This window comes from Maritalea mobilis, assembly GCF_004363175.1.
Lineage (GTDB): Bacteria > Pseudomonadota > Alphaproteobacteria > Rhizobiales > Devosiaceae > Maritalea > Maritalea mobilis.
Genome location: NZ_SNYR01000001.1, coordinates 26,409 through 49,295 on the forward strand (window position 1 = coordinate 26,409; position 22,887 = coordinate 49,295).

At 53.0% G+C, this 22,887-nt stretch carries 20 protein-coding genes; 13 read left to right on the top strand and 7 right to left on the bottom strand.

From position 1 onward, the window contains the following. Positions 1-7: 7 nt before the first annotated feature. The 4 genes from ATL17_RS00120 to ATL17_RS00135 are packed head-to-tail and all read left to right on the top strand — an operon-like array spanning position 8 to position 3,814. A complete protein-coding gene (locus ATL17_RS00120; RefSeq protein WP_133570763.1) occupies positions 8-793 on the top strand; it encodes an SDR family NAD(P)-dependent oxidoreductase in 786 nt (261 codons plus the stop codon). Between the two features lie 16 nt (positions 794-809). After that, positions 810-1,910: a mannonate dehydratase gene (locus tag ATL17_RS00125; RefSeq protein ID WP_133570764.1), complete on the top strand. Its 1,101-nt coding sequence runs from the start codon at positions 810-812 to the stop codon at positions 1,908-1,910. Between the two features lie 6 nt (positions 1,911-1,916). Continuing rightward, positions 1,917-2,816 (top strand): SMP-30/gluconolactonase/LRE family protein, encoded by a 900-nt coding sequence (locus ATL17_RS00130; protein ID WP_246028599.1) that lies wholly within the window; start codon positions 1,917-1,919, stop codon positions 2,814-2,816. Then, positions 2,816-3,814, top strand: coding sequence for a hypothetical protein (locus ATL17_RS00135; RefSeq protein WP_133570765.1), 999 nt, complete (start codon positions 2,816-2,818; stop codon positions 3,812-3,814). The genes ATL17_RS00130 and ATL17_RS00135 overlap by 1 nt, the downstream gene beginning before the upstream one ends. 2 nt (positions 3,815-3,816) lie before the next feature. Here ATL17_RS00135 and ATL17_RS00140 read toward each other — a convergent pair whose 3' ends face one another. Next, positions 3,817-5,019 (bottom strand): ROK family transcriptional regulator, encoded by a 1,203-nt coding sequence (locus ATL17_RS00140; RefSeq protein WP_133570766.1) that lies wholly within the window; start codon positions 5,017-5,019, stop codon positions 3,817-3,819. Between the two features lie 129 nt (positions 5,020-5,148). Between ATL17_RS00140 and ATL17_RS00145 the strand changes: the two genes are divergently transcribed. From ATL17_RS00145 to dld, 9 genes are all read left to right on the top strand, one after another. Beyond that, on the top strand, positions 5,149-5,898 hold the full coding sequence (locus tag ATL17_RS00145; protein ID WP_133570767.1) for a glucosamine-6-phosphate deaminase: 750 nt from the start codon (positions 5,149-5,151) through the stop codon (positions 5,896-5,898). A 12-nt stretch (positions 5,899-5,910) separates the two neighbouring features. After that, the gene (locus ATL17_RS00150; RefSeq protein ID WP_166638825.1) at positions 5,911-7,047 is read left to right on the top strand and encodes an N-acetylglucosamine-6-phosphate deacetylase; all 1,137 of its coding nucleotides are present in this window, start codon (positions 5,911-5,913) and stop codon (positions 7,045-7,047) included. Positions 7,048-7,063: 16 nt separating this feature from the next. Further along, positions 7,064-8,047 (top strand): TRAP transporter substrate-binding protein, encoded by a 984-nt coding sequence (locus ATL17_RS00155; protein ID WP_166638826.1) that lies wholly within the window; start codon positions 7,064-7,066, stop codon positions 8,045-8,047. Between the two features lie 67 nt (positions 8,048-8,114). Further along, entirely contained in the window at positions 8,115-8,618 is a 504-nt protein-coding gene (locus ATL17_RS00160; protein WP_166638827.1) for a TRAP transporter small permease, read from the top strand. Next, the gene (locus ATL17_RS00165) at positions 8,615-9,910 is read left to right on the top strand and encodes a TRAP transporter large permease (protein WP_208111090.1); all 1,296 of its coding nucleotides are present in this window, start codon (positions 8,615-8,617) and stop codon (positions 9,908-9,910) included. Before ATL17_RS00160 ends, ATL17_RS00165 begins: the two co-directional genes overlap by 4 nt. A 23-nt stretch (positions 9,911-9,933) precedes the next feature. Next, the gene (gene uxuA, locus ATL17_RS00170; protein WP_133570770.1) at positions 9,934-11,151 is read left to right on the top strand and encodes a mannonate dehydratase; all 1,218 of its coding nucleotides are present in this window, start codon (positions 9,934-9,936) and stop codon (positions 11,149-11,151) included. Continuing rightward, entirely contained in the window at positions 11,152-12,573 is a 1,422-nt protein-coding gene (locus tag ATL17_RS00175) for a mannitol dehydrogenase family protein (protein WP_133570771.1), read from the top strand. Positions 12,574-12,581: 8 nt separating this feature from the next. Further along, positions 12,582-14,090, top strand: coding sequence for a UxaA family hydrolase (locus tag ATL17_RS00180; RefSeq protein WP_133570772.1), 1,509 nt, complete (start codon positions 12,582-12,584; stop codon positions 14,088-14,090). Positions 14,091-14,213: 123 nt separating this feature from the next. Further along, a complete protein-coding gene (gene dld, locus ATL17_RS00185) occupies positions 14,214-15,893 on the top strand; it encodes a D-lactate dehydrogenase (RefSeq protein ID WP_133570773.1) in 1,680 nt (559 codons plus the stop codon). Between the two features lie 2 nt (positions 15,894-15,895). Here the strand turns inward: dld and ATL17_RS00190 are convergent, their stop codons facing one another. The 6 genes from ATL17_RS00190 to ATL17_RS00215 are packed head-to-tail and all read right to left on the bottom strand — an operon-like array spanning position 15,896 to position 22,883. Next, positions 15,896-17,410 (bottom strand): indolepyruvate oxidoreductase subunit beta family protein, encoded by a 1,515-nt coding sequence (locus tag ATL17_RS00190; protein WP_133570774.1) that lies wholly within the window; start codon positions 17,408-17,410, stop codon positions 15,896-15,898. Between the two features lie 3 nt (positions 17,411-17,413). Continuing rightward, positions 17,414-19,558: a thiamine pyrophosphate-dependent enzyme gene (locus ATL17_RS00195; protein WP_133570775.1), complete on the bottom strand. Its 2,145-nt coding sequence runs from the start codon at positions 19,556-19,558 to the stop codon at positions 17,414-17,416. Then, positions 19,551-20,504 carry a branched-chain amino acid ABC transporter permease gene (locus tag ATL17_RS00200; protein ID WP_133570776.1) on the bottom strand — a complete coding sequence of 318 codons (954 nt, stop codon included), beginning with the start codon at positions 20,502-20,504 and terminating at the stop codon, positions 19,551-19,553. The genes ATL17_RS00195 and ATL17_RS00200 overlap by 8 nt, the downstream gene beginning before the upstream one ends. After that, the gene (locus ATL17_RS00205; RefSeq protein WP_133570777.1) at positions 20,504-21,391 is read right to left on the bottom strand and encodes a branched-chain amino acid ABC transporter permease; all 888 of its coding nucleotides are present in this window, start codon (positions 21,389-21,391) and stop codon (positions 20,504-20,506) included. The genes ATL17_RS00200 and ATL17_RS00205 overlap by 1 nt, the downstream gene beginning before the upstream one ends. Further along, positions 21,388-22,113, bottom strand: coding sequence for an ABC transporter ATP-binding protein (locus ATL17_RS00210; RefSeq protein WP_133570778.1), 726 nt, complete (start codon positions 22,111-22,113; stop codon positions 21,388-21,390). The genes ATL17_RS00205 and ATL17_RS00210 overlap by 4 nt, the downstream gene beginning before the upstream one ends. Further along, on the bottom strand, positions 22,110-22,883 hold the full coding sequence (locus tag ATL17_RS00215; RefSeq protein ID WP_133570779.1) for an ABC transporter ATP-binding protein: 774 nt from the start codon (positions 22,881-22,883) through the stop codon (positions 22,110-22,112). The genes ATL17_RS00210 and ATL17_RS00215 overlap by 4 nt, the downstream gene beginning before the upstream one ends. Between the last annotated feature and the right edge of the window lie 4 nt (positions 22,884-22,887).

Genomic DNA, 22,887 nt, shown 5'->3' on the forward strand with positions numbered 1-22,887 from the left:
GGGCGATATGACTGAATTTGAAGGAAAAATTGCACTTGTTACAGGCACGTCCGGCATTGGGCTAACCTCAGCAGTGCGCATGGCGAGTGCCGGGGCGACCGTTGTTGCCTGCGGCATTGACCCGGACGCAAATGCGAAATTCGACGCCATAGCTAAAGAGCAAGGGCTAAACATGTCCGTGCGGCAAGCGGATGTTTCCGATGAGAAAGCGGTGCAGGATGCTGTCGCGGCCATTGTGGCAGCACATGGCGGGCTGGACATTATTGTCAATGCGGCAGCCGTGCATCCGTTTGGCACCGTGACCACCACGGATTGGGCCACATGGCAAAAATGCCTGACGGTCAATGTGGGATCTATCTATCTCACGGCCCATTTTGGCATTCCAGAAATGGAGAAACGCGGCGGTGGTGCCATCGTCAATATTTCTTCCGTGCAAGGTCATAATTGCCAGCAAAATGTTGCGGCTTATGTAGCGTCAAAAGGGGCAATCCACGCGGTAACTCGCGCCATGGCGTTGGATCATGCAGAAGCTGGCATTCGCGTGAATTCCGTGAGCCCAGGTTCAGTGCGCACGCCCATCCTTTCACTTGCAGCTGCCAAATATGGCGGTGAAGGGGTGAGCGAAGAGGAGGCCTTCGCCCGTTTTGGCGCAGCCCACCCAATTGGCCGCATTGGCGAGCCAGAAGAAGTGGCCGAATTGGTGGCCTATCTCGCTTCTGATCGTGCAGGCTTTATCACCGGATCTGACTATAAAATCGATGGGGGGCTCACCGCAGCTATTGGCGTTAAATAGCTGCTGGGCAAAATTTATGAAAATTGGTTTAGGCCTTTATAGAGAACAACTTACGCCTGATAATCTGCAATTCGCAGTGCAGGCAGGGGCCACCCATATTGTGGCGCACCTCACCAATTATTTCCGTGGGGTCGATCCGCGCATTGCGAGCGGAGATGATAGCGGATGGGGCGATTGCTCGGACGATACGCTGTGGACCTATGAAGAATTGCGCGATTTGGTGGAAATGGTGCGCGAAGCCGGGTTGGAACTGGCAGCCATTGAAAACTTCTCGCCGAAATTTTGGCATGACATCCTTCTCGATGGACCAAAGCGCGACGAGCAAATTGAAGATTTAAAGCAACTTGTGCGCGATGCTGGGCGCGCGGGTGTTCCCTGCATTGGCTACAACTTTTCGTTGGCAGGCGTTTATGGGTGGACACGCGGACCTTATGCACGCGGCGGTGCGGAATCTGTTGGCTTTGGCGTGAAGGAAGATCAACACAAACGTCCTGATCCAGATGCGCCCATTTCAGATGGCATGGTGTGGAACATGCGCTATCGCAAACCAGAACCGAACGCGCCGCAAATCACAGCAACATCAGACGAGATGTGGGACCGCTTATCCCGCTTTCTGAATGATCTGGTGCCTGTGGCTGAAGAGGCCGGGGTGGTTTTAGCAGCACACCCGGACGATCCGCCAGCCGAACAATTGCGCGGCACGGCCCGCTTGGTCAATCGACCGGAAAAATATGATCGGTTGATGGGCGTGATCGACTCGCCATCCAACGGGTTAGAACTTTGCCTTGGTTCACTGCAGGAAATGCCGGGCGGTGAGATTTACGAACATGTGCGCCGTTATGCGCGGGCCAACCGCATTGGCTATATCCACTTCAGAAATGTGAAGGGCAAAATTCCACACTATGTGGAGACCTTCGTCGATGAGGGCGATATTGATATGGCGGAAATTGTGCGGGTGCTGCGCGACGAAAATTATCAGGGCGTTTTGATACCAGACCATACGCCAGCCATGCAATGCGCTGCATCCTGGCACGCCGGCAAGGCATTCGCTCTTGGTTATATGAAAGCGCTTGTGCAGAATATGGATGCTCTGGGTCCGTCAAGATCTCGGTCATAGGAGGAGATGATGTCGCAAGAAATTCAATGTGTTGTGCCTGCGGGCGACAAAACCGGCGAAGGCGCTGTTTGGTCTGCAGAGGAGCAGGCTGTTTATTGGTGCGATATCAATCGATTTCTTGTGCATCGTTACGATGAGAAAACCCAAAGCACCCAAAGCTGGCTGTTTGATGAGCCTGTGGTGGCTGTATCACTGACCAGCGAAGCAGGGCGGTTTTTACTGGCGCTTGCGTCCAAACTGATCTGGTGGTGGCCAGAAACGGATCGGCGCGAAGATCATGGCTTCAAGTTAAAAGGCTTTCCGCAGGTGCGCCTGAATGATGGCCGAGCCGACCCGCTGGGCAACTTCTGGGTAGGCTCCATGAAAAACAATGTCTTACCGGATGGCGAACTGGGTGATGCGGGCCCGGGCGAGGGCGTTCTGTTCCGCATCACGCCTTCAGGCGAGGTAACGGAATGGCGCGATAATCTCGGGATTTCGAATACGCTATGTTGGAGTCCTGATCACACCAAGTTCTATTTTGGCGACACGCTGGAAAATCAAATCTATGCCTATGATTACGACAAGGCAGATGGCTCAATTTCGAATGAACGGGTATTCTTTGATGGCTTTGATCGGGGCGGGCCAGATGGGTCGGCTATGGATGCTGAGGGCTATTTGTGGAATTGCCGCTTTGGCGGGGATTGTATCGTGCGCGTCGCACCGGATGGGGCGATTGACAGATTGATCGAAATGCCAATCTCAAATGTCACCACCTGCACGTTTGGCGGTGCAGACTTGCAAACGCTCTACATCACCAGCGCGAGCATATTGTGCCCACCGGGGCAGCGACTGGCGGGGAGCTTGTTCTCTTTGCGTGTCGACGAAAAAGGCATGGCAGAAAATCGATTTAAAGTGCAGGCCTGATGGAAAAGACGTTTGAATGGCGCCACGGTCAATTGAGTGTTCAAGCACTCGGCGGCATGATTGGTCCCGTCGAGTTCAAACTGCCCAATGGTCGACGCGTTTCGCCCTTTCAAGTTGCCCCTTGGGGAGAGGATGATCGGCGGACCGAACTGCCTGGCATTTTGCAGCGCTTGCGGGGCGAATGGCCTTGTGTGCCTTTTGGCACAGACGCATTGCGCGAATTGCCAGAAAACTGGCCAGCGGTCGGCGTCGATAAGAATTTTGCCACTGATCCGCATGGCTTTAGCGCCAATCATAATTGGCAATTTGATCAGGTCAGTTCTGATATGATCAGCATGTCGATCCGTTATCCGGATGAACACCCGATTGAGATGTTGCGCCGGACAATTACACCAGACCCAACTGCGCCAGCCTTGGACTTCGAGCTGGAGGTGATTGTCCGTGAAGCTTGTGACCTGTCATTTGGATTGCATCCGACATTCAAGGTCTTAGGTCGCCCCGGCGATATGCGGATTGATGCCAAACATTATGATTTCGTGCATAGTTTTCCCGGCGATGTAGAGCCTGGAGCAGCACTGTTCGCGCCAAACCAAACATTTGAAAAATTGGAAAATGCAGCAGGCCGAAATGGGCAGCAGATTGACGCCTCGCAGTTGCCATTGCCGGAGGAATGCGAGGACTTGTTGCAGATCGTCGGGATCAACGGTGAGGTTGGCCTAGAATACACCGCAGAAAAATATGCTGTGAATCTGAACTGGCAAAAAGAGCATTTTGGCAGCTTGCTGCTTTGGTATTCCAATAAGGGGCGCAAAGCCTATCCGTGGAATGGCCGACACCAAGCGTTGGGCATGGAGCCAATTTGTGGGGCCTTCGATCTGGGACCAAGCCAATCGAAAGCGGGCAATCCCATCAGTGAGAGCGGCACGCCCACCACAATGAGATTTAAGCCGGGCATTCCGTTTAAAACAAAATATCGAATTGCTGCCGCGCCACTTTAGGCTCAGTCAGCGCAAAGCTCGCCCAACCGTTTGCCAAAATGGTGCGCGGCGGCGCCGATTAACTCATCGGCATTATGTTTGTCGCCAGCGATAATGTGGGGGCGCATATCTTTAGTGATCAGCGAATTTGGGGGCAGAGCTTTATCAAACGCAGCCAGCAGTCGTTTGAAGATCGCTTCATTGTGGGTGAAGGGGCCGGTGAGCACAATTTCGTCAGGGGTGAGCGTGAGCACCACATTGCGCAAGGTGAGGGCCATCAACTCGATTTGCCGCGCGTAATCTTGTTCATTGTCCTTTTGATCAAGATAGGTTTGAAACCGACGCTCATCGATGGGCATATCCGGGTCTGACGATTTTTGCTTGAGTGCCCACAGGCCAGCTTCGGCTTCGACGCAGCCGACCATGCCGCATTTGCAAATGGCTGTGCTGGCCTGATCCACACAGCAATGGCCGATCTCGCCCAAGCTGGAGCGGCGACCATTTTCTTGCGCGCAAACATAGGCGGCGCCGATGCCCAAACCCCAGTGCACGAGCACCATGCTTTGAGTTTTCTGGCTTGATCGCTTGTCAAAGCGCGCATGCAATTCGCAATTCAGGTTTTTGCGCACACCAACTGGGGTTTGCAGCTTTTGTTCGAGAACATTGAGGTCTAGCCCAAGTAGCTTTGGCCAATAGATAGAGTAAACCCATTTCTTCTCGGCCTCATTCACAATGCCGGGCAGGGAGATGGAATAGCCTGCAAACTGTGCGCCTTTGGGTAAATTGGCCATGCACTCGCGATAGAGGGATTCCATGATCGTGATAAAACGGTCCGGGTCGACGCTATCAGCCACGGTTTTTTCACTCGCCACATGCAAAACTTCGCCCGCCAAATTGACTGCGGCGCAATGAATGGTGCGCGAAACAGTGTAGCCAACAAGCGCGACCAACCGATTCACATTTGGGGATAAAACAATCTCCGGACGACCCTTTTGGCTGATTTCTTCAGGGCGTGATTCTTCCACGAGGCCTGTTTCAATCAAATCGAGAACCAGCTTGGAAACCGTGGCAGGTCGAATGCCCGTATCTTCTGCAATTTTCTTTCGGGTTTGGAACGGCTGGGCGCAAATCATTGAAAAAATTCGGCCTTTTCGGCCCGCGGGCATGTCATGCCCGTCAAAATTAAACTGCTTAGAATATTGGCTAAGCATCGGAATAATCGTCATAAATTTAGTCCCATCTCCATCATGCTCACTATGCAGCGAAAATTTTCAAAAAAAAACTCATGAGCGCGATTTTTATTTATTGACAAAAATGTATTTAATTACGAAGATGGAAATAAATAAGGAGTAGCCATGAAAATTTCAATATCTGACACCAAAAAACAAAATGGCGCATTGGCAGCAGAGGCGGGGGTGAAAGCCATCCGCGCAGCGATTGCCGAAAAAGGCCATGCTCGGATTATTTTGGCGACCGGTGCAAGCCAATTCGAAATGCTGGAAGCATTGGTGCAGACGCCAGATATTGATTGGGCCAAATGCGACATCTTCCATTTGGATGAATATGTCGGCGTTGGCGAAGATCATGGCGCAAGCTTTGTGCGCTATTTGCGCGAGCGCTTTATTGCCAAGGTGCCTGCGGTAGCAACATTCCACGCAATTGATGGTCAAGCTGCAGATATGGACCGGCAGATCGAGGCGCTTAACGCCGCGATCTCCGAGGCGCCGATTGATGTTGCCTTTGTTGGCATTGGTGAAAATGGCCATCTTGCCTTCAATGATCCGCCAGCAGATTTCGAAACCGAAGTGCCATATATGATCGTGACGCTTGATGAGGCGTGTCGCCAGCAACAGGCTGGAGAGGGCTGGTTCGAAAATCTTGCCGCTGTGCCAGAGCAGGCGATTTCTATGAGCGTGCGTCAAATTTTGAAATCGAAAGTGATCATCTGCACCGTGCCAGATGAACGTAAATCGGACGCAGTGAAGGGCGCTGTGGAAGGACCTGTGAGCAATCTATGTCCAGCATCAATCATGCAGACGCATGATCAGACCTATGTGTTTTTGGATGCGGCTGCGGCCAGCAAACTGAGCGAAAGCGCAGCATAAGTGGCTGATCAAATGGTTCATATGCCCCAAATCGCGCCCCATAATGCTGATCTGGCACTACTGCAAAAGCAGGCGGAACAGGCTTGTGCGGCTTCAGTGGACGAAGCCGTGCTCAGCTATGGCCTGATTGATCTGCAAGTGAATGGGTTTGCGGGTGTGGATTTCAACCGCGCGCCGATCACAGCGGAACAGCTAGATTTGGCGTTGGCGCAACTGGCGCTGACAGGGGTGACATCGGTTTTGCCAACCCTGATCACCGGGGCAGACGAACATTTGGAGCAAACACTGGTTGCGCTTGAACAGGCAGTGAACCAATCAAAACTTGGCCCTCATATGGTGCTGGGCTATCACATTGAAGGGCCATTCCTTTCCCCACAAGATGGTTTTTCAGGTGCCCATAATGCCAACCATATGGGGCCAGCCCGCATCGCGCTTTATGAGCGGTTGCAAATGGCTGCCAATGGTAAAATCAAACTGGTGACGGTAGCCCCTGAGGTGACAGGCGTGTTGACCCTGATCCCCCAATTGGTGGCGCAAAATATCTGCGTGTCGCTGGGGCATACGGCCGCCAATGGCAAGCAGGTGAGCGATGCAGCGTCTGCCGGGGCAATGCTCTGTACCCATTTGGGCAATGGTTTGCCGCAGCAAATGCACAAAACGGAAAATCCACTCTTTTGGCAACTGGCTGAAGATCGGCTGTTTGCAATGTTCATTGCAGACGGCATCCATGTGACCAAAAGCGCATTGCAAACCATGTTGCGGGCCAAAGGCGTGGAGCGGTCAATTCTATCGACTGACGCTGTGTCAGCGGCAGGGGCGGAAATGCCAACTGGGCTTTACACGCTCGGCGAAGCTGAGGTGGAGCGCGATGCAGGTGGCACAGTGCGCATTCCGGGTTCCAAATATCTTGCCGGTTCATCCACCACAATGGATCAAATGGTGCGCAATGTGATGGATTGGTATGGCTATTCCTTCGCGAATGTGCTGACAATGACCAGAACCAACCCTTTGAAAGTGCTCGGCAAACAGCCGGAGAACTTAAGCTCAAAAACAGAACAGAATTTTGTGGAATGGCAGCGCCATTCGACGGGCCTTGCGGTGAAACGCGCCTATGTGGGCCCCTACAAAATTGAACGTGAATTATCGTGATTGTGAGGAGGAAACTATGTCAAAAATGATCACAAAAAGCAGCCTAATGATGGCGGCAACATTGCTGTTCAGCAGCGCCACATTGGCAAATGCACAAACCGTTTTGCGCTTGGCAGAAAACCAGCCAGAATCCAACCCTGTAACCGTGGCGATGCACCATTTCGCCAAATTGGTGGACGAATATTCTGACGGTAGCGTGAAAGTTGAAGTCTATTCAGGTGCGCAGCTCGGCCAGGAAGTGGAAACCATTGAGCAAACTCAATTGGGCATCATCGATATGGCGCGGGTAAACACTGTGCCGTTGGCCAATGTGTCACCATCTGTCGGCGTGTTCACCTTGCCTTACATTTTTAAAGGCAAAGAGCATAAATATGCGGTGTTGGACGGTGAAATCGGCCAACAAGTGCGCAAAGACATGGAAGCAACAGGCATTGTTGGCTTTGACTTTATGGAAGCGGGCTCACGCAGCTTCTATACCCGCGAAGGTTCACCGATCAATTCAATCGATGATTTGAAGGGCTTGAAAATTCGGGTGCAAAGCTCCCCAATTTCAATCCGCATGGTTGAACTGCTTGGCGGCGTGCCAACACCAATGAACTATGGTGAAGTTTATTCAAGCCTGCAAACTGGCGTGATTGACGGTGCGGAAAACGACTTTGTGAGCTTCCTGACCTCTGGTCATTATGAAGTGACGGCCAACTATGTGATTGATGGTCACTTGAGCCCACCAGCCATTTTGATCATGAACAAAGCCAAGTTCGACAGCTTGTCACAAGAAGATCAGGACGCGATTTCAAAAGCGGCGAAAGATGCAGCTGTTTATGAGCGTGACTTGATGTTCACCGCCAATGACGAAGCGCGGGCGAAAGTTGAAGAAGCGGGCGTAACCGTATCAGAAATTGACAATGGCCCATTCCAAGAAGCCATTTTGCCAATCTATGATGAATTCCCGCATCTTTCTGACTTGATTGAAAAAATTCGCGCAGTTGACGCTGAATAATTCATGGTAAAATGAGTGAGGGCAGGCCTGTGCTTGCCCTCATTTTATGCGGAGGGGAGGCAAATCAATGATCATGATTGCAAAAACAATAGATGGCATAAATGCTGTGGCCGAATTTGTGTGCCACCGTTTGCTTGAATTGATCGTGTGCGTCACCTTTTTGCAGGTGGTGATGCGCTATGTATTCAGCAATCCCACAAAATGGTCTGAAGAAACGGCCATGATCTGCTTGGTTTGGTATGGCATGATCGCCGCAGCAATTTGCGTGCGTCGCCACCAACATATCGCCATCACATTTTTCCGGGATTTAGCCGGACCGCGCATAGCGCGCTTCCTCGATATTGCCGCGCAAGTGGCGGCATTTATCTTCGCGCTGGTGCTGATCTATTCCGGTCTGAAACTAACAGAGCTGACAGGGGCGGTGAAGCTGCCTGCGTCTGGTTTCCCGAAATCTACCCTTTACATGAGTGCGCTTGCAGGCGGTGCTCTGATCTGCCTCAACGTGATTGCAAATCTGATCACAAATTCACTCGATTTGCCTGGTTTTCAAGAGGGGAGCACAAGCGCGTGACCCAACAAACTATCGGTATTTTTCTATTGCTGGGCAGCTTTTTGGGCCTGTTGTTTGCGCGGGTGCCGGTGGCCTTCTCCCTTGGGCTATCCTCGGTGATCACCGCGACATATTTGGGCCTGCCATTGATGATGATCGGCCAACGCATGGTCAATGGCCTGTTCAGCTTTACCTTCCTTGCCGTGCCGTTCTTCATTCTTGTCGGCAACATCATGACCGAAGGCGGCATCTCCGACAGGTTGGTGAAATTTGCCGATGTGCTGGTAGGCCGTTTCCGAGGCGGCTTGGCGCAAGGCAATGTGGTGGCCAGCACCTTCTTTGGCGGCATTTCTGGCTCGTCCGTGGCGGACGTGGCCTCCATCGGATCGTTTTTGATCCCAGCCATGAAAAAGCGAGGCTATAGCTCAGAATATTCCGTGGCAGTTACTGTGACCTCATCGGTGCAGGGCGTGCTGATCCCGCCCAGCCAAAACATGATTTATTATGCCTTGGCCGCTGGGGGCATTCCGATTGGCCAGCTTTTTATCGCTGGCTATGTGCCAGGCATCTTGCTGTCCGTTTCGTTGATGGTGCTGTGCTGGATTGCGGCGATCCGCCATAATCACCCAAAAGGCGACAAATATGGCTTTAAAGAAAGCATCGGCATTATGAGCCGTGCATCCATTGGCCTGTTCACCATTGTGATCATCATTGGCGGCATCATTGCGGGCATTTTCACCGCTACTGAATCTGCTGCTGTGGCCGTGGTTTATGCGCTGTTGGTGACAGTGTTTATTTATCGCACCATGGATCGCACAAAAATGCGCCGCATCATGTCCTCAACACTGTCATCGCTGGGCATGGTCGTGTCGATCATCATGACATCATCCGCATTTGGTTTCTTGCTGTCTTACCTAAAAGTGCCGACCATTTTGGCCGAATTCATTTTGGGCATGTCGTCAAACCCAATCGTGATTTTGCTGTTGATCAATCTGTTGCTGCTGGTGCTGGGCATGTTGATGGATATGGGTGTTCTGATCTTGATCATGACTCCAATCTTATTACCAATCGTGCTGAAAATTGGCGTCGACCCGATCCATTTCGGCATCATCATGATTTTGAATTTGGGGATAGGCGTGTGCACGCCGCCAGTCGGCACCTCGCTCATGGTCGGGTGCGGGATCGGCAAGGTGAAGATTGAAAACACCATCAAAAGCCTGATGCCTTTCTACATGGCCATGGTGATCGTATTGTTGTTGGTCACCTTTATTCCCGCATTTTCCTTGGGCTTATTGTCCATTCTCAACAATTAGCCGCGAGTGAGTGGAGCATTGATATGTTAGAAGCATGGCGCTGGTATGGACCAGCTGACCCGGTTCCGTTGCCCCATATTCAGCAGGCGGGGGCCACTGAAATTGTATCTGCCTTGCACCATGTGCCAGCAGGGCAGGTGTGGACCGATGCGGAGATTGAAAAGCATCAAAGTCACGTGGCGCAGTTTAGCCATCCAGAGGCACCGTTGCGCTGGAGCGTGGTGGAAAGCGTGCCAGTCTCTGACGCGATCAAAGTGGGCAGCGCTGAGGCAGGCGCACATATCGCTGCCTATAAAGACACGCTGCGCAACTTGGCCAAAGCTGGCATCAAAACCATCTGTTATAATTTTATGCCGCTTTTGGACTGGACACGTACCGATTTGGATTTCGCGCTGGCGAACGGCGCAAAAGCACTGCGGTTTGATGCAACTGCGTTCGCCGCGTTTGATTTTTTTATCCTGAAAAGAGATGGCGCTGCAGATGATTATGACTCGGATCGGATTGAAGCGGCTGAAGCCTATTTCCAAAGTTTGTCCCCTGATGAAGCCGAAGCGATTTCCCTCAACATCGTGGCGGGGCTTCCAGGGGGCACTTCTGGCGGACACACGCTCGAAAGTTTCAAAGCCCAACTGGCGCAATATAAGGGCATCACGTCAGCCGATCTGTTTGATCATTTTGTGAGCTTTTTGCGCGAAGTGATTCCCGTTGCTGACGAATTGGGGATGCGCATGGCGGTGCATCCAGACGATCCGCCACGGCCATTGCTCGGCTTGCCGCGTATTGTTTCTACTGCCGCTGACCTTGAAGTACTGTTCAAAGCGGTGCCAAGCGAAGCCAATGGATTGACTTTCTGTACGGGAAGTTTTGGCGTGCGTGCAGACAATGATTTGGTGGCAATGGCGAAAACATTTGCAGACAGAATTTACTTCGCCCATTTGCGCGGCACGGTGCGTGAGCAGGATGCTGAGAGCTTTTATGAAGGCAATCATTTGCAATCTGATGTGGATATGCCGGGCGTGATTACGCAATTGCTGAATGAAGAAACGCGCAGAAAACAGGCAGAATTCAGCGATTTTGCTGAGATCCCGTTCCGACCTGACCACGGCCACCAGATGCTGGATGATTTGGACAAGCAAGGCGTAAACGCAGGCTATACCGCCATTGGCCGCTTGAAGGGGCTAGCCGAATTGCGGGGTGTGATCGCGGGACTTGATCACAGCCGTTCATTTGGAGCGCGATAAATGAAACTCACTCAATCAAATTTTGCGACGCTGAAAAATGTGCAGACGCCAAATTATGATCGCGATGCCATCAGAAGCGGCATTGTGCATCTGGGCGTTGGCGCGTTTCACCGTGGGCACCAAGCTGCCTTTATCGATGATATTTTGACGGATGAGCCCACCTGGGGCATTGTCGGCGCGTCTCTGCGCAGTGCCAGCACGGCAGACGCGCTTAACCCGCAAGACGGGCTTTATAGCCTGATGGTGAAAGAGGGGAATTCGACCCACATTCGTGTGATGGGTAGCCTTTCCCGCGTGCTTGTTGCGCCAGTGGAGCGCGAAGCATTGTTGGCAACAATGGCAGACCCGCAGATTAAAATCGTGTCGCTCACCATCACCGAAAAAGGCTATTGCTATGATGCCGCGCAGGATCGGTTGAACAAGAGCCATCCGGACATTGTGAAAGACCTCGCAAATTCGCGTGAACCGATCAGCGCGCCGGGCTTGATTGTTGAAGCACTGCGGCGGCGCATGGAAAGCGGAGCAGGGCCATTCACAGTGCTATCTTGCGATAATCTGCCCTCAAATGGTCGGGTGGTCCAAAAGATCATTATTGAATTCGCCCATCTGCTTGATGAAAAATTGGCACCGTGGATCGAGGAAAACGTAACTTGCCCAACCACGATGGTGGATCGCATTGTGCCCGCTACAACGGATGCTGACCGCGCATTGTTGAAGTCCACGACCGATATTGAAGACCAATGGCCGATTGTCACGGAACCCTTCCGCCAATGGGTGATTGAAGACAATTTCTGTGCGGGTCGTCCCTCCTTTGAAAGCGTGGGCGTTGAGATGGTGGCTGATGTGACGCCGTTCGAACACATGAAGTTGCGCATGCTCAATGGTAGCCATTCTTTCTTGGCCTATGCCGGACTGCTCAAGGGACATGAATTTGTGGCTGAAGCCATCGCCGATGATGAATTGCGAACCCATGTCCTCATCATGATGACTGATGAAATTATGCCAACGCTTGATTTGCCGGATTCATTTGATTTGCATGCCTATCGCGACGAGTTAATCGAACGGTTTGAAAACCCCGGCATGGCGCACAAGTTGGCGCAAATTGCGATGGATGGCAGCCAAAAACTGCCGCAAAGATTGCTGAACACAATCAGAGATCGCATGGCTGCCAATCAGCCCTTTGGCCATTTGATCAAAGCGGTTGCCGCTTGGGTCAAATTTGTAAGCCAATCAGGTGAGGGGCAAACCTTCGGCCCATTGAATGATCCGATGCGTCAGGCGTTGGAGCAAGATGTACGCACTGCCAATGGCGATCTGCAGCATCTCGCTGAGCTGGTGCTGGCGCGGCAGGAGATTTTTGGCGCTGACCTGTCGCAGTCGGACATCTTTCGCAACGCTCTTCTCGAGAAAATAAAAGCCTAGGACCTATCATGAGAATTTCTCAAAAATTGATGCCGCTCGGCGACGGGCTGGGCATTGCTTTAGCGCGCATTGAAAAAGGTGAGCCATTGACCGCTGATCTAAATGCGGTGGATCGGATTTTGAAGGGGCACAAAGTTGCGCTGCTGCCATTTAAGGCGGGCGAAGTGATCAAGAAGTTTCAGCGGCCAATCGGTGTGGCCAGTGCTGATATTGTCCCCGGACAATGGGTGCACGATCATAATTTGGCGTTTGACGACAGCTTGGCCAGCGCAATGGGCGAAATTGCGCCGTCAACAAGCCAAAAGATGCAATCACAAAAACACAGTTTTCAAGGCTTTGATCGGGGAAAAGGCCGCGTGGGCACCCGCAACTATGTGGGCATCATATCTACGGTCAATTGCTCTGGCACCGTGTGCCGCATTGTGGCGGAACGGGCGAACAAAGAGCTATTAGCTGAATTCCCGAATATCGATGGCTTCGTGCCAATTGTGCATCAGTCTGGCTGTGGCATGGCCAATTACGACATGTCATTTGATCTGCTACAGCGGACACTGAAAGGATATATCGACCACCCAAACTTTGGCGCCGTGATGGTGATCGGGTTGGGCTGTGAAGTGAACCAGATTGGTGCTTATGCTAAGGCGGGCCAAAATGGCGAACAGCTAACTTATTTCAATATGCAGCAGACGGGTGGCACCGCGCAAACAGTTGAATCAGCACTCAAAGCTTTGCAGCCAATTTGTTCTAATCTCAATCAAAATTCAAACCGCACCCCATGCGATGCATCACACTTAATGCTTGGCTTACAATGTGGTGGCTCAGATGGATTTTCCGGCATCAGTGCCAATCCGGCACTTGGAAAAGCCGTTGATCTATTGGTGCAAGCAGGAGGCACGGCTATCCTTTCCGAAACACCTGAGATTTTGGGTGCAGAGCCGCTGCTGCTCGGCGGCGCAAGTGCGGAAACCAAAACGAAGTTAATGGGATGCGTGAAGTGGTGGCAAGACCATGCCCGGGAAAACAGCATCAGTTTGGACAACAACCCATCGCCCGGCAACAAAGCCGGGGGATTGACCACAATTTTGGAGAAATCACTCGGCGCAGTTAGCAAGGCAGGCACGACACCGCTAAACGCATATTATGATTATGCGCAGCAGATCACCCACAAGGGATTGGTGTTTATGGATAGCCCGGGTTATGACCCCGTGTCAGCCACCGGACAAATCGCTGCTGGCGCTAACCTGATCGCCTTCACCACAGGACGTGGCTCATGCTTCGGCGCAAAACCCGCCCCAAGCTTCAAACTTGCCTCCACTTCAGAGCTCTTCACCACCATGGAAGGCGACATGGACTTAGATTGCGGAACGGTCTTAGACGGGCGCCAAGACTTTGACGAGCTAGGCGAAGAGATATTCAACGCCATCCTAGCCTATGCCTCCGGCCAACGCACCAAAAGCGAACTATTAGGTTATGGCGACGATGAATTTATCCCCTGGCGGTTTGGGGCAGTGCTTTAAGCTGCACACTCCAGCCGCAATCCGTCCATTTTTGGCGAAATAGTTGAAATTGATATCGCAATTACTGCGGTCAAATTGTAACTTATGGGCAATTCAAGCTCATAAGATTAAATTGGATAGCCTATGTCTGTTGTGGCGCAGCTCAAGAATATTGTTGGCAATCGCCATGTGAAAACCAGCCCACGCGCCACCAAGCGATTTCGCAAAGGCTTTCGCTCGGGTGAGGGCGAGGTTGAGGCGGTGGTGATCCCCGGTAGTTTGTTGGAACTTTGGCAGATTTTGCAAGTTGCCGTGGCGGCTGATCGGATCATCATCATGCAAGCGGCCAACACCGGATTGACAGAAGGGTCGACGCCAAAAGGTCAATATGATCGCAACGTTATTCTGGTGAGCACGCGGCGGATGAACCAACTGCAATTTATTCAAAATGGCGATCAGGTGATCAGCTTTCCCGGCGCATCCTTATTTGATCTTGAAAAGCAGCTTGGTGAGATGGGGCGGCAACCGCATTCGGTGATTGGCTCATCCTGCATCGGTGCCTCCATTGTTGGCGGCGTGTGCAACAGCTCTGGCGGATCGCTGGTTGAGCGCGGCCCGGCTTACACGGAGCTATCGCTCTACGCGCAAATTGATGAGAATGGGCAACTTAGTTTGGTCAATGAGTTGGGCGTTGAGCTGGGCGATAGCCCGGAAGACATTCTCACCCGTTTGCAGCAGGGCAAATTTGATGAGACCGACGTGGTTGCGGATCACCGTAGCGCGTCTGCCAGCGATTATGTGAAGATTGTCCGTGATGTGGACGCAGATACGCCTGCGCGTTTTAATGCGGATAAATCAAGGCTTTATGGTGCATCCGGCTGTGCGGGTAAACTCGCGGTTTTTGCGGTGCGCGTGGATACATTTCCAAGCTATGCGCGCGAGAAGACATTCTATGTTGGCACCAAGGATGAAGATGTTTTCACCGATCTGCGGCGTGCGATTTTGAGTGAATTCAAAACCTTGCCTGTAAGTGCAGAATATATGCATGCCGAGGCATATGACATCGCGGCCGACTATGGCAAAGACACAATGGTGATGATCGATAAGCTGGGCACAGCACGCTTGCCACAATTCTTTGCGCTTAAAGGCACTGTTGATGCATGGTTGGAAAACATTCCGTTTCTCTCCAAATTTACCGATCAGTTTTTGCAGTTTGCCATGCGGTTCTGGCCAGAAATTTTGCCCAAAAGATCACGCGAATTTCGGCAGAAATATCCGCACCATTTGATCTTGAAAATGCATGATGGCGGAATTGAAGAGGCACAAACTTTGCTGGAAAGTTTGAAGGCACAAGGCAAGCTGGATTTCTTCGAATGTAACCCGCGTGAAGCCAAAATGGTCGGCTTGCATCGATTTGCAGCCGCGGGAGCAGCAATCCGCTATCTGAATGTGCACCCTAAAGAGGCGGGTGACATAATCGCACTTGATATTGCCCTGCGCCGAAATGACAAACATTGGTTTGAGAAACTACCTGCGGACATTAGCAAGCAGATTGTTGCTAAGCTCTATTATGGTCACTTTATGTGCCACGTGCTTCATCAAGATTACATCGTGAAAAAGGGCGCTGACCCTGCGAAAATCAAGGCCGCAATGTTGGATATTCTAGATCAACGCGGCTCGGAATATCCGGCTGAGCACAATGTTGGGCATCTTTATAAGGCAAAACCGGATTTGGCCAATTTCTATAAAGAGTTAGATCCAACAAACTCCATGAATCCCGGCATCGGCAAAATGTCCCGTAATAAACATTATGCGGAGCATTGAAATCAGGCGTCCGGGGGACCTTTCAGGGCTATCTCAACTGTTTTGATGGCACCGTCTAGGGCGTCGCCATTTTCGTCCATTAATGCCGCATCACGCCAACGGCGAACCCAATCTGCAGCATCCGGTAAGTTAGCGACCAGCGGCAAATGTTCGAAGATACGGGCAAACTTGCTCAATGAGCGATGGTGCGTGTCGCTATAACCTTTGATTAGACGGCGGCATTTGATGAGCTCGAGCGCAAGATCAGGATGATCAGCAAGGTGCCGTTCAATCTCTGCCAGCCACGCGGCGCAGTGATCGCGCTCGATCTGATCGCGTAGTGTATGCTTGCGCCACCATTTTAGGCCACCCAGCAGATAAAGCGTGCTGAACCCCCAGAACCCGTTGCTGCGGATGCGGCGGCCTTTATTGACGCGGCGGTCCAGCCAGGCGAAGCGCTTGGGACTGTCCTCAAACCAGCGACCCAACTTTGGCGGCATCAGGCCGCAAATCTCTTCGGCGCGCGGGTGAAAATATTCCGTCAACTTTAACCCGTCCGCCGATTGCAACTGCACTTCGCTTTCAATGCGGGTGAGGCGTTGCCGCCTGGTTTTCAGATCGGCCACGCGGATCAGATCATCATAAGCCATGGCGTTGGCTAAATGTTTTGCCAGTTCGGTCAGAATATCGGGGTGCTTGGCGGGCACTTTTCGCGCGAACCGCTCGAGCGTTGTCAGATAATGCTCGCCATAAGCCACGTCTTGAAATTCAATGGACTTTTTGAGGCCTGCCAGCGCCATATCTTGGCATTCGTTCGGTAATTGCGCGATGCGCTGCTGCAGGGCATCCCATTGGGCCATCAGCTTTTGCGGACCTTGCGCTTTGGCAGCAGTGGAGGTTTGCTCTGACAGTTCCGGTGCGGTAAGTGGTTCGGCCTTTAGCGCCGCCTTGAAGGCAGCGATGCTTCGGGCTGCGGCGCGACCAGATAGTTCGAGGATGGCTTCAAATTGTGTGGGCGTGAACGGTAGTGCTTCGGAGGCGGCGAGGGCGCCGAACAGGCTGGCCGAGATATAGGAGCCATTCTGAATGGCTAGACGATCATAATTGTGCAGCAGCACGGACTGTGCCGATTTGTGGGCAGCATCAAAGATCACTTGATCCTCAGCACGCCCGTCGCCTGGGTTGATTTTTTCGGACACAGCGTGCAGCCGATGGCTGGAGCCGATCAGGCAGGTGCGGTTGGGACTGACAAAGCCACGTTGAATGGCGCGGCCGACTTCCATCAGCTCTGCCGCGATCAGAATATCGACATCGCCGACGCTGGGGGCGAGAGAGAAGATGGGGCGCTTTTCTTGCTGCGGGGCCATTTCCACATAATAGATGGTGGCGCCAGTGCGTTGGGCGACGCCAGCCACAGCGGTGGATTGGGCGACCCATCCGTTCTGCTCGGCCAGATCAACAATCCAATTGGTGAGCACGCCGCCGCCTTGGCCGCCTACGGCGAGAATGGCTAATTTTATGATTTGATCCTGCGCCATAAATTATGCCTCAAAACGCAGTGATTTGCGGTCGCGTCGCGCCTGCAACCAGCTCATAAAACTACTGGAGAGCGTGCGCCAGATTTTGTGGGCTGTGCCCGGATTATGGATGCGCTCGGCTTTATAGAATGAGGGGCACAGAATGGCCGCGTCTGCCACTTCGCCGCAATTGCCGCAACCGACGCAGGATTGGTCAATATAGGCGACGGGATCGTCGCGCAGCGGATCATCAAGCTTCTTGACAGTAAGCGATGGACAACCGGATAGGCGCATACAGGCATGGTCGCCGGTGCAAATGTCCTCATCGACGCCGAATTTTGGCTGGGTGATGGTTTGCCCTTCGGCGATGGCTTTTGCCTTGAGTGGACGTTCGCGCCGTTGACGGTTCAGCATACATTCTGAGGAGGCGACGATGACCTTTGGTCCCGTCTCATCTGTGGTGAGTGCCTCTTTCAACGTCTCGCGCATTTTGACCACATCATAAGTGTTGTCGATTTCGCGCACCCATTTTACGCCCATGCCTTTGACGGCTTTGGCGATGGGGTTGTTGGTGTTGCGGGATTTATTGTTGGCGCGGGACGACAAAATATCCTGCCCACCAGTGGCGGCGGAATAGTAATTGTCAACGATCACCGTCACCCCATCATGATTATTGAATGAGGCATTGCCGATAGAGGAGGTGAGGCCATTGTGCCAAAAGCCGCCATCCCCAACAAAGCTGATCGAGCGGCGCGCGCCTTTGGCATTGAGTGCAGAGGACGACGCAGGGCCGAGGCCGTAGCCCATCGTGGTGCCGCCAATTTCAAAGGGCGGCATAATGGAAAAGAGGTGGCAGCCAATATCTGATGAAATGTGGTGCGGACCGAGTTCTTCTTCTACCAGTTTGGTGGCTGCGAAAATGGGACGTTCGGGACAGCCCGTGCAAAAGCCCGGAGGGCGTGCGGGCACCGTGTCGTCCAACTCCGGCTGTGGTCGGAGTTGTGGCTCGTTTGGTGCGCGGTCTTGATCCTTGACCAGGTGCGGGGCGTGGGTGGTGATAAAGCTGCGCAGGCCGTCTAGCATCACCTGGCCCGTCAACTCGCCCGCCAGTGGTAGCACGCCTTTACCCGACAAATCGGTTTTGATTTTATGTTTGAACAACAGGGCCGCAACGGCTTCTTCAAGGCAAGCGGGGTGCCCTTCTTCCACCATCAGCACCGCCTTTTTGTCGGCGCAGAAGTCCACCACTTCGTCCGGCACCAGCGGGTAGGTGACATTCATGACATAGAGCGGCACTTTGCTGTCGCCGTAAAGATCGGCCAGCCCCATGCGCTGCAAGGCCCGCATCACATTGTTATACATGCCGCCCTGCATGATGATGCCGATGTCGCCCTGGTCCGGGCCAAAATGCTCGTTGAGCTTGTGCTCTTGTATATAGTCGATGGCGGCAGGCAGGCGCTGCTCTACCTTTTCCTTCTCATGCAGATAGGAGGCGGGGGGCAGCACAATCCGGTCCGTTTTGCGCTTAGGGTTTTCCAACGCATCGCGTACGGTGAAGGACGGCGGCACATTGTCTTTGGTGTCAAAATGCCCATGCACATGGCATGCGCGAATGCGCACTTCCAGCATCACCGGGGTGTTGCTGGCCTCGGACAGCGCAAAGCCATGGCCCACCGCATCAACGATTGACGGGAGGTTGGGGCGAGGGTCGAGCAGCCAGATCTGACTTTTTTGCGCAAAGGGATGGCTGCGCTCCTGCATGATGGAGGAGCCTTCACCATAATCTTCGCCAACAATGATCAGCGCGCCGCCTGTGACCCCGCCTGAAGCGAGATTGGCCAAAGCGTCTGACGCCACATTGGTACCAACAGTTGACTTAAAGGAGACTGCGCCGCGAATGGGATAATGCACCGAAGCGGCAAGCATGGCGGCGGCAGTGGCTTCAGAAGCACTGGCTTCGAAACGAACGCCGAGTTCGCTGAGCAAATCTTCCGCGTCGGCAAACACATCCATCAAATGGCTGATGGGGGCGCCTTGATAGCCGCCCACATAACCCACACCATTTTCCAGCAACGCCTTGGTGATCGCCAAAATGCCTTCACCGCGAAATGTATCGCCATTTCCAAGGCGCAGTTTCTCAACTTCTTTGGCAAAGCTCCGTTCAGCCATGGCTTTTCACATTCAGTTTCGGCGCTTTTTCCGGGAACAGTCCGGCGCGGAAGCGTTGCAGTACAAATTGCAGGAACAGCCCGATCAGCAACATGCGGATATAGGATGAACGGGTGGCCCAATCTGGTGGCAATTGCTGGGTGATGATTTCGGTCATCGACCAGATGGCCCAAATGATCAGTGCGCCCGCAACAGCGCCCTTATTATTGCCGCTGCCGCCTGCAATCAGCATGACCCACGCAAGGAAGGTAATGAGCAGTGGTTCGGTGGCATCCGGGCTGAAGAATTTGAAATAATGTGCACTCAACGCCCCGGCGACGCCCATAAAGATCGCGCCGATTACAAAGCTTTGGATGCGGAAAGATTGCACGTCTTTGCCCACGGATTCCGCCGCGGCTTCATTGTCGCGGATAGCGCGCATGACGCGGCCCCAAGGGCTTTTATACAGGCGATGGGCGACCCAGAAGGTGATTGCGACGATGATCCAGACGAAAATGAAAAACACTAGTTCGCTCTCGCGGCCCGTGAAGAAATCTTCCAGTGGACGCGGAATGCGCGACACGCCAAGGCTGCCATTGGTGAGCCATTCTTCATTGATCACGGCCAGGCGGATAATCTCAGCAATGCCGATGGAGGCCATGGCCAGATAGTCTGCTTTTAAGCGCACGCAGATGCGGGCGATGGCCCAGCCGACAATGCCTGATAGGATGCCGGCGACAATGAGGCCGACGACGATTGGCAGGTCAAACCCGCCCACATGGTTGGCTGAATTGGCGGAGGTGATGATGGCGGCTGAATAGGCGCCGACAGCGTAAAAGCCTGCGATGCCTGCGTTGAACAGGCCGCCAAAGCCCCATTGCATATTGAGGGCCAGGCAGATCACCGAATAAATGCCGCCCATGATCAAGAAAGAGACCAGGTAAAAAAGCATACCACTCAGTTCCATTAGAGGAGCCTCCCTTTAAATAGGCCACGGGGGCGGAAAATCAGGATCAACAGCATGATCACGAACGCAACCGCGCTCTTGTAGCTTGGCGAAATCAGGCTCTCGCCCAAAATGGGGTAGGTACAGATTTCTTCGGCGATGCCGATGATCAGGCCGCCCGCGATGGCACCCAAGGGCTTGCCGATGCCGCCCAGCAGCGCGGCGGCGAACATGGGCAGCAACAGGTTCCACCCCATCATGGTGTGCACATCTGTATCGAGGCCAACAAATACGCCTGCGATGGCGGCAAGGCCCGCACCGATGATCCATGTCCAGCGGATGGTCTTTTCCGGATCAAGCCCGGCGACGCTGGCTAGCGCTGGATCGTCTGACACGGCGCGCATGGTTTTACCCATTTGCGTATGGTGTAAAAACCAGTTGAGCGCGACGGTGATGACTGCCGTGGCTGCGATGATTTGAATGTGGCGGGTGGCGATGCGCAAGCTATCGAACAGCACAATCGGCTTTTGGAACCCGACGGAATAGACTTGGCTTTCCGTGCCCCACAAAAGTTGGATTACGGAACGGAAAATGAGCGCCACGCCGAACGAGGCGATCACCGTGTATATGGTCGGCAATTGCCGCAGGGGCTTATAAAAGGCACGATCCGCGAAAAGGGCGACCAAGCAGGTTAGTGCCATCGCAATCGGAATGGCGGCGAGGGCGGGAATGCCCAACAGCCAAACGGCGGAGAGAGCGAAATAGGCCCCAACGGTCATCAAATCGCCATGGGCAAAATGGGCAAAACGCAAAATGCCGAAGATCATGGAAACGCCAACAGCGCCCAAAGCATAAATAGAGCCAAGCGTGATGCCGGGAATGAGATAGAAATTGATGAAATCCATCATTGTGGCGCACCTCCGCCCAAGAATGATTTGCGCACTTCGTCGTCCTGCAGCAATTTTGCGCCTGTGCCTTCATAGGCATTTTTGCCGTTCACCAGCACATAGGCATAGTCGGCAATGCGCAGCGCCTGTTTGGCGTTTTGCTCCACCATCAAAATGGCCACGCCGCTATCGCGCACTTGCAGCAGCAAATCGAAAATGACTTCCAAATAGGCGGGCGACAGGCCCGCTGTTGGTTCGTCGAGCAGGATCAGTTTCGGCTCGCTCATCAGCGCGCGGCCCACAGCCACCATTTGCCGTTGTCCGCCAGAGAGTTCGCCTGCTTGCTGGCCGAGCTTGTCTTTTAGGTCCGGAAACAGGTCGAGTATTTTTGATTTGGTTGCTTTTTTATCCTGCGGCGGGGCAGCGAATGTGCCGACATCAAGATTTTCCTCCACCGTAAGGGTGGGAAACACATTGTGCGATTGCGGCACGGCGGAAATGCCCATGGGCACCAGCTCGGATGTTTTGGCTGTGAAAATCGACTGGCCGTGAAATGTTATATCCCCGTCCATGCGGTTATTGAGCCCAAAAACGGATTTCAGCAAAGTCGATTTGCCCGCACCGTTAGGGCCAACAATCACAACGATTTGCTGGTCGCTCACATTGGTATTGATGTTTTCAATGATCGCTTGCTTGCCATAGCCCGCAGTGAGGTTTTGCACATCGAGAATTTTGTTGCTCATACGGCTTCCTGATATTTTCCGCCACCGAAATAGGCTTCAATGACGCGCTCATCTTTGCGCACTTCATCAACGGTGCCTGTGGTGAGCAGGGTGCCTTGCGCCATCACAATCACGGTGTCGCAGAGGCGAGAAACATAGTCCAAATCATGCTCTATCAAGCAGAATGTGTAGCCATGCTCTTTGTTGAGTTGGATGATCTTTTCGGCAATTTTGCCCAAAAGGGTGCGATTTACGCCCGCGCCAATCTCATCTAGCAAAATGATTTTCGGGTGCTGCATCAGCGCACGGCCAAGTTCCAGCAGCTTCTTTTGTCCGCCGGAAAGGTCGCCAGCCAGCTGGTTTTTCAACTGTTCAATTTCGAGGAATTTCAGCGTTTCCATGGCGCGGTCATAGGCAGCTTGTTCTTGCGCCTTGCATTGGCCCGGGCGGAAGATGGCATTTAAGATGTTTTCGCCCAACTCGTTTTTGGCCGCCACCATCAGATTTTCAACCACGGTCATGCGGTGAAATTCGTGCGCCAATTGAAAGGTGCGGGCAATGCCCTTGGCTTGCCGTTTATGCGCTGGAAGGGCGGTTATGTCTTCGCCTTCCAAAAGGATGCGGCCGGAAGTGGGCTGCAAGTGCCCGGCGATCACATTGAAGGCGGTGGTTTTGCCTGCGCCGTTGGGGCCGATTAGCCCGGTGATCTTGCCGCTTGGTATTTCAAAGCTGCATTGATCCACCGCGGCAACGCCGCCAAAGCGCATGGTGATGTTCTCAAAAGCGATCATGGAT

Bases quoted from the DNA above. Each gene is read 5' to 3' on its own strand.
- ATL17_RS00120 (WP_133570763.1), top strand. From the start codon at position 8: ATGACTGAATTTGAAGGAAAAATTGCACTTGTTACAGGCACGTCCGGC.
- ATL17_RS00125 (WP_133570764.1), top strand. From the start codon at position 810: ATGAAAATTGGTTTAGGCCTTTATAGAGAACAACTTACGCCTGATAAT.
- ATL17_RS00130 (WP_246028599.1), top strand. From the start codon at position 1,917: ATGATGTCGCAAGAAATTCAATGTGTTGTGCCTGCGGGCGACAAAACC.
- ATL17_RS00135 (WP_133570765.1), top strand. From the start codon at position 2,816: ATGGAAAAGACGTTTGAATGGCGCCACGGTCAATTGAGTGTTCAAGCA.
- ATL17_RS00140 (WP_133570766.1), bottom strand. From the start codon at position 5,019: ATGACGATTATTCCGATGCTTAGCCAATATTCTAAGCAGTTTAATTTT.
- ATL17_RS00145 (WP_133570767.1), top strand. From the start codon at position 5,149: ATGAAAATTTCAATATCTGACACCAAAAAACAAAATGGCGCATTGGCA.
- ATL17_RS00150 (WP_166638825.1), top strand. From the start codon at position 5,911: ATGGTTCATATGCCCCAAATCGCGCCCCATAATGCTGATCTGGCACTA.
- ATL17_RS00155 (WP_166638826.1), top strand. From the start codon at position 7,064: ATGTCAAAAATGATCACAAAAAGCAGCCTAATGATGGCGGCAACATTG.
- ATL17_RS00160 (WP_166638827.1), top strand. From the start codon at position 8,115: ATGATCATGATTGCAAAAACAATAGATGGCATAAATGCTGTGGCCGAA.
- uxuA (WP_133570770.1), top strand. From the start codon at position 9,934: ATGTTAGAAGCATGGCGCTGGTATGGACCAGCTGACCCGGTTCCGTTG.
- ATL17_RS00175 (WP_133570771.1), top strand. From the start codon at position 11,152: ATGAAACTCACTCAATCAAATTTTGCGACGCTGAAAAATGTGCAGACG.
- ATL17_RS00180 (WP_133570772.1), top strand. From the start codon at position 12,582: ATGAGAATTTCTCAAAAATTGATGCCGCTCGGCGACGGGCTGGGCATT.
- dld (WP_133570773.1), top strand. From the start codon at position 14,214: ATGTCTGTTGTGGCGCAGCTCAAGAATATTGTTGGCAATCGCCATGTG.
- ATL17_RS00190 (WP_133570774.1), bottom strand. From the start codon at position 17,410: ATGGCGCAGGATCAAATCATAAAATTAGCCATTCTCGCCGTAGGCGGC.
- ATL17_RS00195 (WP_133570775.1), bottom strand. From the start codon at position 19,558: ATGGCTGAACGGAGCTTTGCCAAAGAAGTTGAGAAACTGCGCCTTGGA.
- ATL17_RS00200 (WP_133570776.1), bottom strand. From the start codon at position 20,504: ATGGAACTGAGTGGTATGCTTTTTTACCTGGTCTCTTTCTTGATCATG.
- ATL17_RS00205 (WP_133570777.1), bottom strand. From the start codon at position 21,391: ATGATGGATTTCATCAATTTCTATCTCATTCCCGGCATCACGCTTGGC.
- ATL17_RS00210 (WP_133570778.1), bottom strand. From the start codon at position 22,113: ATGAGCAACAAAATTCTCGATGTGCAAAACCTCACTGCGGGCTATGGC.
- ATL17_RS00215 (WP_133570779.1), bottom strand. From the start codon at position 22,883: ATGATCGCTTTTGAGAACATCACCATGCGCTTTGGCGGCGTTGCCGCG.